This window comes from Achromobacter veterisilvae, from assembly GCF_037619525.1.
Lineage (GTDB): Bacteria > Pseudomonadota > Gammaproteobacteria > Burkholderiales > Burkholderiaceae_B > Achromobacter > Achromobacter veterisilvae.
In genome coordinates, this window is record NZ_CP148753.1 from 4,186,489 (window position 1) to 4,203,426 (window position 16,938).

A 16,938-nucleotide genomic window follows, 5' to 3' on the forward strand; every position below is an offset into this window, starting at 1 on the left:
TCCTTGCCCGCGTAGGGCCCCTGGTCGACAGAAACAATCAAGGCTTTTCAAACACGTAGATCCGCTTCCACTCCTTCTCCATATCGACGATCGTCCATCCCTTGCCGCGCGCCTCGTCCAAGGCCTTGTCCAGGCGGCCGAAGCTCGAATTCCGGTCGTAGGCCCACTCGCGCCTGGCGTCGGTGTGATGCACCAGGCCGGCGAAGCGCCTGCCGGGTCCGGCCGCGGTCCACTGCAGCATTTGCAGGTCGCCGTCGGAATTCCCGAACGCCAGGATCGGGCGGCGTCCGATATAGCGTTGAATCGCCACCGGCTTGCCCGGACCGTCATCGTTGAATTCCAGCTTGGGCTGGCGCATGAGCTGGAATGCGCCGCCCTCGGCCTGGAACTCGGTGGTGAAACCGGTGCCGATGACCTGTTCCGGCGGAATGCCGTAAGCCGCCTGCGTCCACGGGCGCATGAATTCGACTTCGCCGCCGGAGACGATGTAGGTCTTGAAGCCGCGGGTGCGCAGGTAGTCCAGCAGCTCCCGCATGGGCGCATACGTCATGCTGGTGTAGGGCTCGCCGGTGCGCGGGTGGCGCGCGGCGCGCAGCCAGTTGCCGACGCGCTGCGTGAACTGGTCCACGGTCATGCCGGTGTGGGTGGCGGCGACGATTTCCATCATGCCGCGTTCGCCCGACTTGGCGAGCGCGGCATGATCTCCTTCCAACACGGCCTTGAACGGTTGCTGGCGGTTCCATTCGGGATGGGACGGCGCCTGGGCGCGGACCTCGTCCAGCGCGAACAGCAGCTCGAAATACATGGGCTGCTCGCTCCAGAGCGTGCCGTCGTTGTCGAAAACCGCGATGCGGGCATCCGGCGCCACGAAATCCGGGCTTCCCGGCCGCGTCACCGCATCCACGAAATCGACGATGGCGCTGCGCGATGGCCCGTCCGCCCAGGACGGCAGATCGGCGCGCGTCTGGGATTGCGGCGCCGCGCAGCCCGCCAGCAGGCACAATGCGCACAGCCACATCCATGCGAGCCAGCGCCGCATCGGTTCGAGTTCATTGAAACGCCGCATCAGCTTCTCCCCATGCGCGCATTGCGCCCTTGGTCCACAGGATTCAGTCCGGCCGGCAAGGCGGCGCGGGGCGGCCGGCGCCTACGCCAGGCTTTGCGCCACGCGCGGCTGCGGGCCGCCAGCCGAGCCCGCCAATCCGCATGTCCTCCGCTCGCGCCGTAGACTTGCCGCAGTGCGTTTTCCGCAAGCTGGCGGTCCCCTTCTGCCATGGGCGCCAGCGCCGCGCGCAAGGCCACCGCCCCGCTGCTGCGCCGTATCCATCGATAGCAATCGCTCAGCACCGGCTGCGTACCGCGCGCTTCGCGGCGCCAGGCGAGCCAATAGCGGGTTTCGCTGGCCCGCCAGCGTGTCCGGCCAGCCCCGGCCGCGGCAATCAGGGCGCGTGCCAGCCGTCTCCACCACGTCCATCCCAGCCACAGCGCCAGTCCCGCCGCGGCCAAGCCGATGAGCGCCGGCATGGCCCATGCCGGCAAGGCCCAGCGCAGGCCATGGCGCAGCCGGGCGAGGTCGTCGGCCAGCGAGAACGGCGGCGCGGTCTGCGGCGCGGCGGCGACTTCGATCTGGCGACCGGGCAGTGTCTTGCTCTGCGGCGCGCCGCTGTGCTCGTCGGCCCAGTTCAAGGTGAGGGGCGGCAGCGCGAAACTGCCGGCTTCCTGCGCGACGTAGTCGGCCCGGTCTATCCGCTGCCCGCCCACGAAGCCGCCGCGCCCATCCGTCAGCGTGACGACCTCGGGTTCGCGCGGATAGCGCTTGAAATGCGGCACGTCCGCAAGCGGGGCCGGCGGCAGGAGCATCGCCTGCACCCCATCGGCCCGCTGGGTGACGCTGCGCGTGACGCGGCCGCCCTGCACCATCGGGTCGGGCGCCAGCGCGAACGCCTGCGTCACGGTCAGTGCGCCCACGACCTTCCCCGGCTGGGCATCGCCGCCGAACACGATGGACAAGGGCGCACTTTCGGCCGTGACCGGCGCGCCGCCCGGACCCAACTGCGCGGTCACGCTCAAGGCCGGGATCTGGATCGTGCCGGCCGACTGCGCGCTCAGCAGATAGGTGTAGCGCAGGCCGCTCAAGGCCTGGCCGTCCTGGTTGGCGCGCACCAGCTCGGCTTCGCCCGAAGGCGGAGTCACCAGTACGCCGGGCAGGTCCAGCTTGGGCAGCCGAGGCGGTTGCGTGAACCAGGTGGACGTCATCACTTCCAGTTGCAACTGGACCGTGGCGCCGGTCCGCCCCTGCGCCGCCGCCTTGGCGGTCACGCGCAGTACGGGCGCCTCCTGCGCCTGCAGCGGAACGGCCAGCGCCATGGCCAGCAACAGGCTCCAGCGGCGGACCAGGCGCATCATGGCCGCTCCCCTGCATCCTGCACCGCGAACTTGCCGCGCAGAAAGCGGGCGGGCGACAGGCTCAGATTGCGCAGCCAGATGTCCTCCGACGCCGCCTGCTGCACTCGCACCTGCGCAAGCTGGCCGGCCTGGGCGGTCTTGTCGGCGACGGTCCGGTCCGGCGGTTCGGACTGATCGCCCTGCTGTTCCTGGCTCATCGCCGCCAGCAGGCGCGTCACGATTCCGCGGTTCACGACCGCCGGCTGCCATCCCGGCTTGAGGGCCAGGGCCCGGTCGTAGGCCGCGAGCGCCGCGTCGTAGCGATGCTGCCGGACTTGCGTATTGCCGATGTAGAAATACGCCTCGGGGCTGGCCAGCCTGGAAAAGGCCGCCAACGCGGCGGCATAGTCGCCGGCCGCGTAAGCGGCCCGGCCCTTCCAGTACGGATCGTGAAAATGGCCGGCCGCCGCGCTGAAGTCGCCGCGCTCGAAAGCCAGCCGTCCTTGCTGGTCGGGTGTGAGAAAGGCGTCCGCCAGGCGGCCGGCGCGGACCTCCTGCGGGGCTGCGAAGGCGAACACGCCCGCCACCAGGCACGCCTGCCACGTCACCCGCCAACCGCGCCGCAGCGCAAGCAGCGCCAGCAAGGCCAGGGGCCAGCACAGCCAGTAGCCCGCGTCCTTCCAACGCGGCGGCCCGGCCGCGGCGTCCTGCACGGACTCGAAGTGCTGTTGCGCGTGCAGGGTGATCCAATCCAGGTCGTCGGGGGTGGCGGTCAGGCTTCCCAGGGGCGCATCCGCCGCCCGCGCGAGTTCGCGCAGGGCCGGTACGTCCATGCCTCCCTGCGCCTCGCCGCCGCCCACCGCCATGATGAGAATCTGCAGATTGCGCGCGGCCTGGGCCCGCTCGCGCACAGGGTCCGGCGCGGGCGCGCCGTCGGTCATGAGCAGCAGTGTGCCGCCGGCGCGTTCGGCCGCCAGCACCTGCGAGGCCAGATCGATGGCGCCGGCCACGTCGCGGCCGTCGCGGTCGATGAGGTCCGTGGACAGGGCCTGGACGAATAGATCCAGCAGATCCTGGTCATCGGTGGGCGGCAGCACGAGATGGCTGCCGCCCGCGTAGACGATCAGGCCCGTCTTCGCGCCGGCGCGGCGCGCGGCCAGATCGCGCACCGTGCGTTTGGCCGCCTCCAGCCGCGACGGCGGCACATCGGTGGCTTCCATCGTGCGCGACAGGTCCACGGCAACGACCAGCGGCGCCACGTTGTCCAGGAAATCGGGCTCGTCCCGCTGCCAGGCAGGCCCCGCCGCGGCCACCGAGCCCAGCGCAAGCAGCAGCGCCGCCAGGTCCAGCGGCCGGGGGCCGCGCGAGCCCGCCGTATGCAGGGTCAGATAAGGCAGCAGTTCGGGGGCGATGCCGCTGTCCCGGCCCGCCGCGCCGCGCTGCGCGCGTCCGGCCACCCACAGGGCGATGGCCAGCGCAACGCCCAACAGGCACCATGGCCGCAGGAAGTGGAAAGCGCTCAGGTCCACGATGCGCCCTCCCTGCCCTCTCCCGTTCCGAGCCGCGCCCGCAGCGCCGCCACGGCGTGCCAGAATCCCAGCAAGGCCAGGGCCGCGGCCAGCGGAACCCAGAAATACTCGCGCTTGGGCTGGTGCCTGAAGGTCTTCACTTCCTGCGGCGTCAGGCGGTCCAGGGTGCTGTAGACCGCTTGCAGCGCGGCCAGGTCGCCGGCGCGGAAGAATCGCCCGCCGGTGGCGCTTGCAATGGATTGCAGCGCGCCAAAATCCACGCGGTCTTCGCCGCCGGCCCGGGGATCGCCGATGCCGATCGTGTGCACGACGATGCGGTGCTCGGACGCGAGCCGGGCCGCCCGCGCCGGCGGTACCGCGCTGCCGGTATCGTTTCCGTCCGTCAGCAGGATCATCACCTTGTCATGCTCTTTGGCCGCGTCCAGCATGCGGATGCCCAGCCCTATGGCGTCCCCGATGGCGGTATTCGGTCCGGCCATGCCTACCGCGGTCTGGTCCAGCAGCAGGTTCAGCGTCGCGTGATCCCGGGTCAGCGGAGCCTGCGGATACGCGCCGGTGCCGAACACGATCAGTCCCAGCCGGTCGTCGCCGCGCTTGGCGATGAAGTCCGCCACCACTGCCTTGACCGCTTGCCAGCGTGTCGCGGGCCGGCCCTGGGCATCGCGGAAATCGGTGCTGTCCATGGACTGCGAGATGTCCACCGCCAGCAGGATGTCGCGCACCGGTTCGGTATGGGTCAGCGGCGGTTCGACCCACTGCGGCCGGGCCAGCGCCAGCAGCAACAGCAGCCACACCGCCCCATTCAGCCACAATTGCCCGCGGCTCGCCTGCACGCCGGGAAGCGATGGCGACTTGCCCGTCAGCTTGGCCATGGTGCCGAAAAACGGCATGCGCAACGCGCTGCGCGCCTGCACATAGGGAGGCAGCCACCGATAGGCGGCCCAGGCCAACGGCGCCGCGGCCAGCAGCCAGGGGTATTCAAGCCGCCACATGGTGCCGCTCCATCCAGTGGCGGCTGGCGGCGAGCAGCCCATGCAGATCCGCCGGGTCCAGCGCGCGCACCGCCGCGTCCGGGGCATAGGCCAGCGTCGCCAGCAGCCGGGCGCCATCCTCGGGCAACGGCGGTCCGCAACGGGCCAGCCAGGCCGTCCAGGCCTCGCCCGCCAGCGGCGCGGCCGCGCCGGAGGGTTGCGCCGCCAGCGCGGTGCGTTTGAGCAATGCGGGCAGGTCCCGCGCTGCCAGGGGGTCGGCCGCGGCTTCGGCCTCGATCCGCCGCAATTCGGACAGCGCTTCGCGGCGGTAGCGGTTCCCGCGCCACCGGCGCCAGGCGCGTGCGGCCAGCCAAACCGCCGTTGCCATCGACAGCAGCCCGAGCACCACCCATGCCCAGGTCTGCGGCCAGTAGGAAACCGGCTCGGGCAACGGCAGTTCCCGCAACTGGTCCAGGTCCGGCAGTTCGGCGCTCATGGCCGTCCTCCCGATGCCTGCCGGCCCAGTTCCCGGCGCAGTTGCGCCAGCTCGTCCTGCGCCGTGTCTATGCTCAGCAACGGCACGCGGCTGCGCCGCAGCAGCTCGGCCACCTCGCGCAGCCGGCCGCTGAAGAAATCGGCCAGCGGCTGGCGCTCGCGCCGCCGTCCCACGGCGATCTCCAGATGCAGTTCGCCCTGCGTCGCCACCAGGCGCCCTCGGCTGGGGATGTTCTGCGCCATGGGATCGAACACCAGCACCGCAATGACGTCGTTGTGCGCGGCCAGTAAGCGCAGGCTGCGCAGCGTGTCGTCGTCGGCGCCCGAAAAATCGCTGACGACGCATACCAGGCAATCGTGGGGCGCTTGCGCCAGGGCGGCGCGCAGCGCCGCGTTCAAGCCGTCCGGCCTCGGCCGGTCCGGACACTGCGCAGACAGGGCCTGGTTGGCCCGGACAAGCTCCGCAAGAAAGGCTCGCACCCGGTCGCGGCTTCGCAGCGGCTTGAAGCTGCGCTGGCCGTCGTCGTCGAATACTAGGCCGCCGACCCGGTCCCCGGCGCGGTAAGCCATCCAGGCGGCGGCCGCGGCCAGCCTTGCGGCGACCGCGCACTTGAAGGCCCGGACCGACCCGAAATACATGTGCATGCGCTGGTCCGCCAGCACCAGCGTCGGGCGGTCGCGCTCTTCCGTGTAGGCGCGCACATAGGGTTTTCCGTAGCGCAGCGACGCCCGCAGATCCAACTGCCGCAAATCGTCGCCGGCCACATAGCGCCGCAGCTCGGCGAAGTCCAGCCCGCGGCCCCTGAGCCGCGAAGCATGCAGTCCCGCCAACACGCTGCCCAGCGGTTGCCGCGCATGAAACGACAGCCCCGCCACGGCGTTTTCCAGCGCAGTGAGTTCGGCAAGCGACGGATGGACGGGATGCGATTGCATGGAGCAGCCCTATGCCGGCACCGCGACCGTGTCCAGCAGGCGGTCGATCACCGCGTCGGGCGTCACCCCGTCGCCCACGGCGTCGTAAGACAGGTGCAGGCGGTGGCGCAGCACGGCGTGGGCGACTTCGCGCACGTCGTCCGGCGAGCTGAAATCGGCGCCCGACAGCCAGGCATGCGCGCGCGCCGCCCGGTCCAGTGCAATGGCGCCGCGCGGACTGGCGCCCACCTGTATCCAGCGCGCCAGTTCGGCGTCGCCCGGGCCGCGGGTGGCGTTCACCAGGTCGACGATGTACCGGTCGACCGCCGGCGCGACGTGAACCGCCGCGACCTCGGCCCGGCATGCGAACAGGTCGTCCTGCGACAGGCGCATGGCAGCCTCCTGCCTCTCGGGCGCCTGGCGCAACAGCGCCAGCATCGCCACCTCGTCGCCGGCTTCCGGATAATCGAAGCAGATCTTCATCAGGAAGCGGTCCATCTGCGCTTCCGGCAAGGGATAGGTGCCCTCCTGCTCGATCGGATTCTGCGTGGCCAACACCATGAACAGGGGGGGCATGGGCCGGGTCGTGCCGCCCACGGTTATCTGGCGCTCTTCCATCGCTTCCAGCAGGGCCGACTGGACCTTCGCCGGCGCCCGGTTCACTTCGTCCGCCAGGATGAGATTGCCGAACAGCGGACCCGGCTGGAATGCGACCTGGTGGCGTCCTTCGGCATCCTGCTGCAATACGTCGGCGCCCGTGATGTCCGAGGGCAGCAAATCCGGCGTGAACTGGATACGGCGCATCTCGGCCGCCAGGTGCGCGGCCAATGCCTTGACGGAACGCGTCTTGGCCAGGCCGGGCAGGCTTTCCAGCAACACGTGCCCATCTGCCAGCAGCGCTACGATGATCTTCCGGATCACCTGCTCCTGGCCGAGCACCAATCGGGACACCGCCAATTCAAGCGCCAGAATGCCATCCCGGTTCGCCATGCCTCTTCCCCCATCGATAAGCTGCTCATGAAGAGCGGATACTCAACGACTGGCGATGCTGCCCTGCCGGGCCTTGGCCAGCTTCCATTGTTCTGGCGTCATGACGGTCCGGAAACCGAGATGCGACATGGGATTGAGCGGATCGGTGCCGCGCCGAGCGCTGGCGCGGTAACTGATGCAATAGGTGTCGCTGCACAGAAAGGAGCCGCCGCGCGTCACGCGTTTGGGCGCCGAGACAGGCACATTGCCATCGTCTGGATCGAAACTGTCGGCCGGGCCGGCGGGATCCGCCGGGGGTTGGCGGAATTGGGCCTGGGTCCGGAAAGCGTCCGCGCGGTACCAGTCGGCGGTCCATTGCCAGACGTTCCCCGCCATGTCATAGAGGCCGTAGCCGTTGGACGCGAAGCTGCCTACCGGCGTCGTGCCGACCTGCACCTTTTCGTCCTTGACGACCGGAAACGGTTGCTGCTGCTGGACGTCCCAGATATTGGCCATGGGCTTGCCCTGCGGCAGGAGTTCGTTGCCCCAGCTATAGGTAGCCTGTTCCAGGCCGCCGCGCGCGGCGAACTCCCATTCGGCCTCGGTGGGCAGCCGTTTGCCGGCCCATTTCGCATACGCCTGGGCATCCTCGAACGACACCTGCACCACGGGATGATCGTCCTTGCCGGCGATATTGCTGGCCGGCCCTTGCGGATGCCGCCAGTTGGCGCCCGGCACGAAACGCCACCAGCGCGAATAGTCGCGCAGGGAAACCTCGGTTTCCGTTCCGACGAACACCATGGCGCCGGGCACCAACGCGCTATCGTCGGGAGGAAGCGTGCCCGGTGGCAACTGGGGCTGCAGATCTTCCCAGCGCGGTTTCTTTTCCGCGGTGGTGACGTATCCGGTGGCGTCGACGAAGCGGCGGAATTCCGCATTGGTCACGTCATGCACGTCCATCCAGAATCCGCTGACCCGCACCTTGTGCGCAGGCCGCTCATTGGGCTGCGACATCTGATGGTCGTTGCCCATCAGGAATTCGGTTCCTGGGATCCAGGCCATGCCGGCGGGCCCGCTTTTGCCATCGCCTAGTTTGACGGTGGGAACGTCAGGAGCGGCGCCAGACCCCGCCACATATGCGCCAATCGCCCCTGTTGCCGCGAAAATAGCCGCTACGGTCAATCCGATCTTAAGCTGATGTTTCACGAGCTCTCTCCGTGACGCGAGTCAAGCTGAGAACAAGGCGCCTCGCAAAAATAGAAACGCCGCTATATTGCGCTAGATCAAAAATAATTCCGAATTCGGGACCGCGCTATCCGAAAAGCGAAAACACAAGGAAAGTTCTTTGTACCTTTTGGCTTTTGGTGTGAACAGGAGTGACGCTCCGCAGCTACGAATTGTGTTTAACCGTTTGGCGTTTTTCTGAATGTATTAATTCTGTCCAAGAAATTTCGTGGGCAAATGGAAATGGACGAGCGTCCCCCCGAAAAAGAACCTTTTTTTCGGGATCGACGTTCAGCCGCAGCAGCCGGAAGAGTGTCTCGATGTCTGTGTTCAATCTGCACCCGCCACCAACTCCCGCAACGCCTGCGCGAATCGCATAGTCGCCCGCGACTGCGGGCGATCCTTTGGAAAGATCAAACAAAGCTGCAACGCCACCTGCGGCCGGAACGGGCGCAGCACCACACCGGGCAGCGCATATTGGTTCACCGTTGCCAGGTCCACCAGCCCTACGCCCACGCCTTCCGCCGCCATCAGGCATGCCGCAAGCGAAGAATTGACTTCGACAGCCACTCGCGGGACAGGAAACCCGCCCGTTTCGCACGCTTCACGGATTCCCGCGCCGATGCGCGTGGTGGGCCCTGTCGATATTACGGTGGTCGTTTCCAGATGCTTGGGCTCCAGGATCTTGTGCCTGGCCAACGGCGACTGGCGGTGCACGGCACACACCAGTTTGGATTCCGACAGTGCCTCCATCAAGACCCCTGGATCCAGGACAGGCCCGTAGACAAAGCCGATATCGACTTCCCGCCGGGCAACGCGTTCGGTCACCAGTGTCGTCGGCAGCGACTGTATGGTGACCTGGGACCCGAACGTCTTCAGCTTGGAAATGGCCTTGGGTATATACGCGTTCACCAAGGTGGGCGCCGCGGCGACGGCCAGGCGGCCGGTCCTGCCGCCCTGCATTTCCTCGACCATCCGGTTCAGCGTCCCGATGCGGCCAAAGATTTCCTGCACGTCGGGAAACAGATCGTAGGCTTCTGGCGTGGGCTGCAGGCGCCCTCCTATCCGTTCGAAGAGCTTCAGGCCTAGCTGTTGCTCCGCATGGCGAAGCACGTTGCTGACCGAGGGCTGGGTCACGTTCAACAGGTGGGCGGCCGCCGTCACGGACCCGGACTGCATGATCGCGTAAAAGACTTCGATATGGCGCAGGTTCACAGACGGGCCTCTCAAACCCATTCATAGAATGAATAGAGTACCCAATAATAATCATTATCAGCAAATGTTCTGCAAGCTCATACTTCTTTCCAAGCTTCACCACTAGGGAGGAATGGAATGGAAACGCTGAAAGAAGATCATCTGATGTCGCGCCCCTTGACCGGCCATGGCCTGGGGGTCGAAGTGCGAGGCGTCCATCTGGGCGGCGATTTGCCGGATTCGGTGATCGAAACCTTGCGCGCGCTGTGGAGCGAGCACGCCGTGCTGGTGGTCCGCGACCAGCAGTTGGACCCGCCCGCGTTCCTGCGCGCCGCCGGGATTTTTGGGGAAATCCTGCCCCAGCAGCTCAGCAAGTTTTCGCTGCCCGAATATCCGCTGATAGGCACTATCTCCAGCCGCGATCTGCCTGTCGTGGACGGCAAGGTGCACGTGCGCGGCGAAAACTATCACACCGATCATTCGAACTTCCTGGAGCCGCCGATCGGCACCATGCTGCATGCGATCGAACTGCCCTCTTACGGCGGCGATACGCAGTTCGTGGACGTGCGCGCGGCGTACGACGATTTGCCCGAGGACTTGAAGCCGCGGATAGCCGGGCTGCGTTCCACCCATGTCTACGAAAGCAGCCGCAGTCCCCGCAAGATGGCGGAACTGACGCCGGAACAACGCGCGGCGACGGCCTCCTCCAGCCAGCCCTTGGTGATCCAGCACCCGACGAACCATCGTCCCGCGCTGTATTTGAATACGGGGCGCATGGAGGGCATAGAAGGCATGTCCGAGGAGGAAGGCTACGCGCTGATAAATTATCTGTATGAACACGCTACGCAACCGCGCTATGAATATCGGCATCGGTGGCAAGCAGGCGATTTCGTGCTGTGGGATAACCGCAGTGTGATGCACCAGGCCAATGCCGATTTCGATCCCGCGGAATATCGCTACCTTTATCGGCTGATGCTCAAGGGCGATGCCTTGAAGGGGTGGCAATGAGCCAGACGCCATCACGCCCATTGCGCATCGGCGCCGGGGCCAGTTTTGCCGACGACCGGATTGCGCCGGCCGTCGATCTCGCCGAACGCGGCGGGCTCGATTACCTGGCATTCGAGTGCCTGGCCGAGCGTACCGTGGCCCGCGAGAACCAGTCGCGGCTGAAGAACCCCAAGCTGGGCTACACCCCCAGGCTGATGGACCGCATGAGCCAGGTGCTGCCGGCCGCGCTGAAAAACGGGGTGAAGATAATTACGAATATGGGGGCCGCCAATCCCATCGCGGCCACCGAGCTGGTGCATGAATTTGCACAGAGGGAAAGCGTGGGGCCTTTGCATTCGGCCGCGGTGCTGGGAGACGATATCACCGACCTTCTGCGCGATCAGCCGGGACTTCGCCTGATGGAGTCGGGAAGTCCGCTGGAAGAACTGTTGCCGCGCATGGTGTCCGCCAATGCCTACCTGGGCGCGGACGTCATTGTCCGCGCGTTGCGCACGGGCGCCCAACTGGTGGTGACCGGGCGCGTCGCGGACCCCTCGCTTTATTTGGCGGCCGCCATGCACCATTACGGCTGGGCCTACGATGATTGGGCGCGCATGGCGGCGGGAACGGCGGCCGGGCATCTGCTTGAGTGCTGCGCACAGGTCAGCGGCGGTTGCTTTGCCAGCCCGGGCCGCAAGGAGGTGCCCGACTTGGCCAGCCTGGGGTTCCCCTTTGTCGATATGCAGCCGGACGGGGACTTCATCGTCAGCAAAATGGAGCACGCCGGCGGACGGGTCGACCTGGCGACGTGTAAAGAGCAGTTGATCTACGAATTGCACGATCCGGCGGCGTATATAACGCCGGACTGCGTGCTGGACATTACCGAACTGGAAATGCGGCAGGCCGGACCGAACCGGGTGCATATCACCGGCGCCCGGGCGCGGCCCCGCACGGACACCTACAAAGTAACGGTCGGATATGCCGATGGCTTCATTGGCGAAGGCCAGATTTCCTATGCGGGGATTGACGCGGTGGCCAGGGCGGAACTCGCGGCCAGCGTCATCAGGCAGCGCCTGGCTGACACGGGCCACCGGTACAGCGAGTTGCGCGTGGATCTGATCGGCATCAACAGCCTGCACTCCAAACGCGCGCTGGACGCGGACCCTTACGAAGTCCGATTGCGTATCGCGGCGCGCACGGCCGACCGGAAATCGGCAGAGGCCGTCGGCTTCGAGACCCGCGCGCTCCATGTGAACGGACCCGCCGGCGGCGCGGGCGGCTCCGACCCCCTGGTGAAAGAGGTATTGGCGGTGCAGTCGGTACTGATCCCGCGCACCCAGGTCGATCCGCGGGTCACCATCGAGGAGTTCCGTTCATGACATGCGTAAATGATTTGGCGCACGGCCGGGCTGGCGACAAGGGCAATACGTCCAATATCTCGGTCATTGCCTACGACGATGACGGCTGGGAGATCCTGCGTGAACACTTGACCGAAGCCGTGGTCCAGCAGGCGTTTTCGCACTTTGCCACCGGGCCGGTCATCCGTTATGAAATCCCCCGCCTGAAAGCCCTGAACTTCGTGATCCACGGCGCGCTGGGCGGCGGTGTGACGCGCTCGCTGGCCCAGGACGCGCACGGGAAATCGCTGTCCAGCTTGATGATGACCATCGAATTGCCAGGTGTCCAATGACCGGAAAATCCAGTTACTCGGTAGTGTTCATGGACGTGCTGGCGCCCGCGGTGCAGCGGGCGATCGCGTCCGTCTTCGAGCCGCCCTTCGTCGTGCGGTTCGCAATGAATTACGACCCTGCCCATCAACTCGACCTGTGCCGGTCAGCGGACTTCCTGGTTCCCGGCTGGGCGCAGCTTACGGCGGAAATGCTGGAAGCGGCCACGCGCGTCAAAGCGGTCCACAAGTGGGGCATAGGAGTGGACCGCATCGATGTCGCGGCAGCGAAACGGCTAGGTATCCCTGTCGTCATTACGGCGGGTTCCAATGCCGGTCCGGTATCGGAGTTGGCCATCGCCTTGATGTTGGCGGTGTATCGCCGGATTTACTACGTGAACCGGGAAATGCGCGCGGGGAAATGGCCCAAGTCCGAAATGCGGGAAAGCTGCTTTCAGATCCACGGGAAAACCGTGGGCTTGGTGGGTTTCGGGAACATAGGGCGAAAAGTCGCGCGCCGGCTGTCCGGGTTCGAGCCGCAGCGGATCCTGTACTGCGACCAGTCCCCTGCTCCACCGGAAATCGAGCAATCGCTGGGCGCCCGCAGGGTCGAGTTTCATGAACTTCTGGCCAGTAGCGACATCGTCAGCCTGCATGCGCCCTATACCAACGAAACGCGCCATCTGATCGGCCGCGCCAGCATCGGCCGCATGAAGAAGGGCTCGGTGTTGATAAACACGGCCCGAGGCGAACTGGTGGACGAGGCCGCCTTGGCCGATGCGTTGGCACGCGGCCACCTGCTGGGCGCCGGACTGGACGCATTCGACCCGGAGCCTCCGGATCTGGACAGCCCGCTGTTGAAGCTGGATCAAGTCATCGTCACGCCGCACGCCGGCGGCGGCGTGTTCGACAACGTGGTGCCTGTTGCCGCGCACGTGCTGCGCAACCTGAAGTGTTTCATGGCGGGCCAGCCTATTGCCCAGCAGGACGTGATCAACGCGGGAACCCGGAGACCGATATGACGGCAGCTATTTCGTCCGACGCGTCGCTGACGCTTTCCAACCCCTTGATGGACACGCTGCGCGCGGGAAAGCTGGGCCTGTCGATGATCGTGAAGCAGGTGCAGACCGTCGACATCGCGATCGCCGCCGCCACGGCGGGCTACGACGCGATAAACATCGACCTGGAACATTCCGTGATTCCGGAATCGGCCGCGGCGCAGATCTGCCTGTTGGCCCAGCGGGTGGGCGTCACTCCGTTGGTGCGCGTGCCCACCCATGATGCGCATTACATCAACCGCATCCTGGATGCAGGCGCGCTGGGTATCGTGGCGCCGCACGTCGAGTCGGCGCGGGAAGCCGAGAAAATCGCCAAGGCGGCGCGATTTGGGCCTAGCGGAGAACGCTCCGTCGCCAGCAACTGGCCGCAGCTTGGGTATAGAAAGCTTCCGGCAGCCGTTGCGCGGCAAATGCTGGATGACGCGACGACGGTGATCGTGATGCTGGAGTCGCCCAACGCCATCGCGAAAGCCCGCGAAATCGCCCAGGTTCCCGGCGTCGACATTATCCACGTTGGAACATCGGACCTGTGCGATGCGCTGGGCATTCCCGGACAGTTCTCCCATCCCCGCATCACCGACAGCCTGTCGCAGGTCGTGGAGGCGTGTGCCGGAACTGGAAAATTCGTGGGATGCGGCGGCTTGGGAAACAACCCCGAAGTCATGCAGTCCATGTTGGCGTTGGGGGTCCGTTTCCTGACCGGAGGAAATGAATGGGCGTTCATGTTGAGCGAGGCAACCCGGCGGGCGGAGATGCTGCGCGCGCTGCCCTTGCCCACGGCGGCCGCGGACTGACCGCTGCTATTGGCGAAGCTGGCAGTTTCTAACAGAGGAAAAAGCATGCGTGTGATTGCAGAAGATCTTTGGTTTCCGGAAGGCCCGGTTTGGGTGGGCGACGGCAGCCTGCTCGTCGTAGAGATTCGCCGTAAGACACTTACCCGGATTTTCCCGGACGGCCGCAAGCATGTCGTGGCGGAACTGGGCGGCGGTCCGAACGGCGCCGCCATGGGGCCGGACGGCCATTGCTATGTCGCCAACAATGGGGGCTTTGCGTTCAGGCAGCGCGCCGACGGCCGATGGGTCACCAGCGGAACGCCCGAGGACTATCGCACGGGCCGGATCGAACGGGTGAATATCGAGACCGGCAAAGTCGAAGTCCTGTACGACAAGGTCGACGGCCGCAATATCCGCGGCCCCAACGACCTGGTGATCGACAGCCACGGGGGGATCTGGTTCACCGATCCGGGCAAGACGCGGCACCGCGATTGGGATCGCGGCAGCATTTGCTATGCAAAGCTGGACGGCTCCCACATCGAAGAAAAGGTGTTTCCCATCCATAAACCGAATGGCATCGGTTTGTCGCCGGACGGAAATACGCTGTATGTCGCGGAAACCGAGACCGCGCGGCTATGGGCGTGGGACCTGGCGGCGCCCGGCCAAATGAAGCATCCCACCGCGGCGGGCCCCGAATCCCCGCATGGCAGCCGCCTGATATACGCCAGCAGCCAGTATCAACGCTTCGATTCGCTGGCGGTCGAAGCCGACGGCTCGGTCGCCATCGGAACCCTGGACCGCGGTGGAATCACCGCGGTACGGCCGGATGGCTCGGCCGAGTTCACCAAGGTGGACGGCGACACCCACATCACGAATCTTTGCTTTGGCGGCAAGGAAATGCGCAAAGCCTATGTCACGCAGTCGTACGCCGGACGACTGGTCGAAATCGATTGGCCGCGCGCCGGACTAGGCCTGTTCGAGGTCTGACGCAGCACCGACCGAAACCAGAGGGACGCAGGAGACACACATGAAAAAACTGATAACCCGCTTGCTGATCGCGTTGATTGGCGCCTGTACGTTCACCGCCGCCTGTGCGGATGACCCCTACCCCACCCGATCCGTGCGCGTATTGGTCGGTTATTCGCCTGGCGGCGCCACCGATCTGCAGGCGCGCCTGTTGGCCGAAGGCCTGCAGAAACAATTGGGCCAGTCGTTTATCGTTGAAAACCGCCAGGGCGCCTCGGGCGTGCTGGCGGCCACGGCGTTGAAGTCGCAGCCGCCCGACGGCTATACGCTGATGGTGGCTACGTCCGGCGCCATGGCCATTCCGCAGAACTTTCAAAAGCTGCCCTATGACCCGTTGACCGATTTCGTGCCCGTCGCGCAGATAGTCGCGAACGACCTGGTCATGATCGTGAACAACAAATCGCCCGCTCACGACCTGGCCAGTTTTGTACAACTGGTCAAATCCCAGAAAGGCAGCTACAGCTATGGGGTTTCGGGCCACGGTTCGATTACGCACGTTGCCGGAGAGCGCCTGAAGCAGGAGCTGGGCATCGATATGCAGGTAGTGCCCTACCGCGGCGACTCGATGGCGTTCGCCGATACGCTGGGCGGATCGGTGCCGGCGTCCTTCGTGGCCATGCCGTCGGTGGACCAGGCGGTGAAGGCCGGGCAAGTGAAGGCCCTGTTCGTGACCGGATCGAAAAGGCTGTCGGCGTTTCCGGACTTGCCGACGCTTGCCGAACTGGGCCATCCCGACTTTGTAATGAGCTCGTGGATTGCCGTGTTTGCGCCCGCCGGCACGCCCGCGCCCATCGTCAAGAAACTCTCCGATTCGATCGGGCGTGTCATGGCCGATGCCAAGTTGATCCAGATGCTTGAAAGCACAGGGTCGCGCGTCGAATACCGGAACCAGGCGGAATTCGAGAAGTTCTACCGGGGCGATGTGGACAGCTTCGCGCGGATCATAAAAGCGGCGAATATTTCGGCGAAGTAGCCCATCGGCAGTCGGCACCAGGCCGGGGGATACTTCCCCGGCCTTCTACGAGCAGGCGGCCATCTAGCGGCGGATGAGCGCAACGACATAGACACAGGCCGTGTCTTCTTTATTGTGGAACGCACAAGCCGTTGGCAGCCCCAGTTGCAGGCAGTCGCCCTGCGCGAGGACGTGCGTGGCCTCTCCTTCCTCGAACGTCAGGGTGCCGTCCAGGACCCAGATCTGCTGGTGCTGGAAGGCAAACGCGCTGGCGGGGTACTCCACCCGCACGCCTGCCGGCAGGGTCACCTGGACCAACTCAAGCATCGTCCCGTTACGGGGCGAGATCACCCTGCGCTCGTAACCCGTTTCGGGGTCTACCCATACAGATTGCGTCTGCGCCCTGCTGAGGCGTTCTCCCGTGCGTTCGGCCAGGGCCAGCAGCATGGACAGTTGCAGTCCGAAAGCCCCGGAAAGCCGGCCCAGGATCGTCGCGGTGGGGCTGGCCTCGCACCGCTCGATCTTGCTGATCATCGCCTTGGACACGCCTGACTTCTCGGCCAGGTCTCCCAGAGACCATCCCCTGGCTTCGCGCTCTATGCGCAGCCGGCTGGCAATGGCAATGGAAGGATCGGGAAGCGGGCTATTCATTATTCATGTCTAAAAATTTCGATTCCAACCTGCGATTGTATCGGCGGGACTCGAATCCATCTGCCGCTCGCCCTGCCTAGCACAAATCGCTGGCGCGGGTTTATACCTAGCATCAGTGTCTTTGATAGTAATCAAACGTCCACTAT

At 65.7% G+C, this 16,938-nt stretch carries 17 protein-coding genes; 7 read left to right on the forward strand and 10 right to left on the reverse strand.

Translation table 11 applies throughout. The annotated features are described in order from the left end of the window. Positions 1–37: 37 nt before the first annotated feature. The 9 genes from WHX56_RS19445 to WHX56_RS19485 form a co-directional block, all read right to left on the reverse strand. Positions 38–1,066, reverse strand: a complete 1,029-nt coding sequence (locus WHX56_RS19445) for an HAD family hydrolase (protein ID WP_338878705.1) — start codon at positions 1,064–1,066, stop codon at positions 38–40. Next, complete coding sequence (locus WHX56_RS19450; RefSeq protein ID WP_338878706.1) at positions 1,066–2,406, reverse strand: hypothetical protein; 1,341 nt, start codon at positions 2,404–2,406, stop codon at positions 1,066–1,068. The genes WHX56_RS19445 and WHX56_RS19450 overlap by 1 nt, the downstream gene beginning before the upstream one ends. Then, positions 2,403–3,914: a VWA domain-containing protein gene (locus WHX56_RS19455; protein WP_338878707.1), complete on the reverse strand. Its 1,512-nt coding sequence runs from the start codon at positions 3,912–3,914 to the stop codon at positions 2,403–2,405. Before WHX56_RS19455 ends, WHX56_RS19450 begins: the two co-directional genes overlap by 4 nt. Further along, entirely contained in the window at positions 3,905–4,906 is a 1,002-nt protein-coding gene (locus WHX56_RS19460; protein WP_338878708.1) for a VWA domain-containing protein, read from the reverse strand. Before WHX56_RS19460 ends, WHX56_RS19455 begins: the two co-directional genes overlap by 10 nt. After that, complete coding sequence (locus WHX56_RS19465; protein WP_338878709.1) at positions 4,893–5,381, reverse strand: DUF4381 domain-containing protein; 489 nt, start codon at positions 5,379–5,381, stop codon at positions 4,893–4,895. The genes WHX56_RS19460 and WHX56_RS19465 overlap by 14 nt, the downstream gene beginning before the upstream one ends. Further along, complete coding sequence (locus tag WHX56_RS19470) at positions 5,378–6,313, reverse strand: DUF58 domain-containing protein (RefSeq protein ID WP_338878710.1); 936 nt, start codon at positions 6,311–6,313, stop codon at positions 5,378–5,380. The genes WHX56_RS19465 and WHX56_RS19470 overlap by 4 nt, the downstream gene beginning before the upstream one ends. 9 nt (positions 6,314–6,322) lie before the next feature. Further along, on the reverse strand, positions 6,323–7,282 hold the full coding sequence (locus WHX56_RS19475; RefSeq protein WP_129238768.1) for an AAA family ATPase: 960 nt from the start codon (positions 7,280–7,282) through the stop codon (positions 6,323–6,325). Between the two features lie 42 nt (positions 7,283–7,324). Further along, positions 7,325–8,467, reverse strand: coding sequence for a formylglycine-generating enzyme family protein (locus tag WHX56_RS19480; protein WP_129238767.1), 1,143 nt, complete (start codon positions 8,465–8,467; stop codon positions 7,325–7,327). Positions 8,468–8,815: 348 nt separating this feature from the next. Beyond that, positions 8,816–9,700, reverse strand: a complete 885-nt coding sequence (locus WHX56_RS19485; RefSeq protein WP_338878711.1) for a LysR family transcriptional regulator — start codon at positions 9,698–9,700, stop codon at positions 8,816–8,818. A 117-nt stretch (positions 9,701–9,817) separates the two neighbouring features. Between WHX56_RS19485 and WHX56_RS19490 the strand changes: the two genes are divergently transcribed. The 7 genes from WHX56_RS19490 to WHX56_RS19520 are packed head-to-tail and all read left to right on the forward strand — an operon-like array spanning position 9,818 to position 16,162. Next, positions 9,818–10,687: a TauD/TfdA family dioxygenase gene (locus tag WHX56_RS19490; protein ID WP_338878712.1), complete on the forward strand. Its 870-nt coding sequence runs from the start codon at positions 9,818–9,820 to the stop codon at positions 10,685–10,687. Then, the gene (locus tag WHX56_RS19495; protein WP_338878713.1) at positions 10,684–12,045 is read left to right on the forward strand and encodes an acyclic terpene utilization AtuA family protein; all 1,362 of its coding nucleotides are present in this window, start codon (positions 10,684–10,686) and stop codon (positions 12,043–12,045) included. Before WHX56_RS19490 ends, WHX56_RS19495 begins: the two co-directional genes overlap by 4 nt. Continuing rightward, positions 12,042–12,356, forward strand: coding sequence for an AtuA-related protein (locus tag WHX56_RS19500; RefSeq protein ID WP_338878714.1), 315 nt, complete (start codon positions 12,042–12,044; stop codon positions 12,354–12,356). Before WHX56_RS19495 ends, WHX56_RS19500 begins: the two co-directional genes overlap by 4 nt. Further along, the gene (locus WHX56_RS19505) at positions 12,353–13,354 is read left to right on the forward strand and encodes a 2-hydroxyacid dehydrogenase (RefSeq protein ID WP_338878715.1); all 1,002 of its coding nucleotides are present in this window, start codon (positions 12,353–12,355) and stop codon (positions 13,352–13,354) included. The genes WHX56_RS19500 and WHX56_RS19505 overlap by 4 nt, the downstream gene beginning before the upstream one ends. Continuing rightward, the gene (locus WHX56_RS19510; RefSeq protein WP_338878716.1) at positions 13,351–14,184 is read left to right on the forward strand and encodes an HpcH/HpaI aldolase family protein; all 834 of its coding nucleotides are present in this window, start codon (positions 13,351–13,353) and stop codon (positions 14,182–14,184) included. The genes WHX56_RS19505 and WHX56_RS19510 overlap by 4 nt, the downstream gene beginning before the upstream one ends. Positions 14,185–14,229: 45 nt before the next feature. Continuing rightward, a complete protein-coding gene (locus tag WHX56_RS19515; protein ID WP_338881804.1) occupies positions 14,230–15,150 on the forward strand; it encodes an SMP-30/gluconolactonase/LRE family protein in 921 nt (306 codons plus the stop codon). A 40-nt stretch (positions 15,151–15,190) separates the two neighbouring features. Continuing rightward, on the forward strand, positions 15,191–16,162 hold the full coding sequence (locus tag WHX56_RS19520; RefSeq protein WP_129238759.1) for a Bug family tripartite tricarboxylate transporter substrate binding protein: 972 nt from the start codon (positions 15,191–15,193) through the stop codon (positions 16,160–16,162). A 63-nt stretch (positions 16,163–16,225) separates the two neighbouring features. Here WHX56_RS19520 and WHX56_RS19525 read toward each other — a convergent pair whose 3' ends face one another. After that, complete coding sequence (locus WHX56_RS19525) at positions 16,226–16,792, reverse strand: helix-turn-helix domain-containing protein (RefSeq protein WP_129238758.1); 567 nt, start codon at positions 16,790–16,792, stop codon at positions 16,226–16,228. Positions 16,793–16,938: the final 146 nt, after the last annotated feature.

Bases quoted from the DNA above. Each gene is read 5' to 3' on its own strand.
- WHX56_RS19445 (WP_338878705.1), bottom strand. From the start codon at position 1,066: ATGCGGCGTTTCAATGAACTCGAACCGATGCGGCGCTGGCTCGCATGG.
- WHX56_RS19450 (WP_338878706.1), bottom strand. From the start codon at position 2,406: ATGATGCGCCTGGTCCGCCGCTGGAGCCTGTTGCTGGCCATGGCGCTG.
- WHX56_RS19460 (WP_338878708.1), bottom strand. From the start codon at position 4,906: ATGTGGCGGCTTGAATACCCCTGGCTGCTGGCCGCGGCGCCGTTGGCC.
- WHX56_RS19465 (WP_338878709.1), bottom strand. From the start codon at position 5,381: ATGAGCGCCGAACTGCCGGACCTGGACCAGTTGCGGGAACTGCCGTTG.
- WHX56_RS19470 (WP_338878710.1), bottom strand. From the start codon at position 6,313: ATGCAATCGCATCCCGTCCATCCGTCGCTTGCCGAACTCACTGCGCTG.
- WHX56_RS19475 (WP_129238768.1), bottom strand. From the start codon at position 7,282: ATGGCGAACCGGGATGGCATTCTGGCGCTTGAATTGGCGGTGTCCCGA.
- WHX56_RS19490 (WP_338878712.1), top strand. From the start codon at position 9,818: ATGGAAACGCTGAAAGAAGATCATCTGATGTCGCGCCCCTTGACCGGC.
- WHX56_RS19495 (WP_338878713.1), top strand. From the start codon at position 10,684: ATGAGCCAGACGCCATCACGCCCATTGCGCATCGGCGCCGGGGCCAGT.
- WHX56_RS19500 (WP_338878714.1), top strand. From the start codon at position 12,042: ATGACATGCGTAAATGATTTGGCGCACGGCCGGGCTGGCGACAAGGGC.
- WHX56_RS19505 (WP_338878715.1), top strand. From the start codon at position 12,353: ATGACCGGAAAATCCAGTTACTCGGTAGTGTTCATGGACGTGCTGGCG.
- WHX56_RS19510 (WP_338878716.1), top strand. From the start codon at position 13,351: ATGACGGCAGCTATTTCGTCCGACGCGTCGCTGACGCTTTCCAACCCC.
- WHX56_RS19515 (WP_338881804.1), top strand. From the start codon at position 14,230: ATGCGTGTGATTGCAGAAGATCTTTGGTTTCCGGAAGGCCCGGTTTGG.
- WHX56_RS19520 (WP_129238759.1), top strand. From the start codon at position 15,191: ATGAAAAAACTGATAACCCGCTTGCTGATCGCGTTGATTGGCGCCTGT.
- WHX56_RS19525 (WP_129238758.1), bottom strand. From the start codon at position 16,792: ATGAATAGCCCGCTTCCCGATCCTTCCATTGCCATTGCCAGCCGGCTG.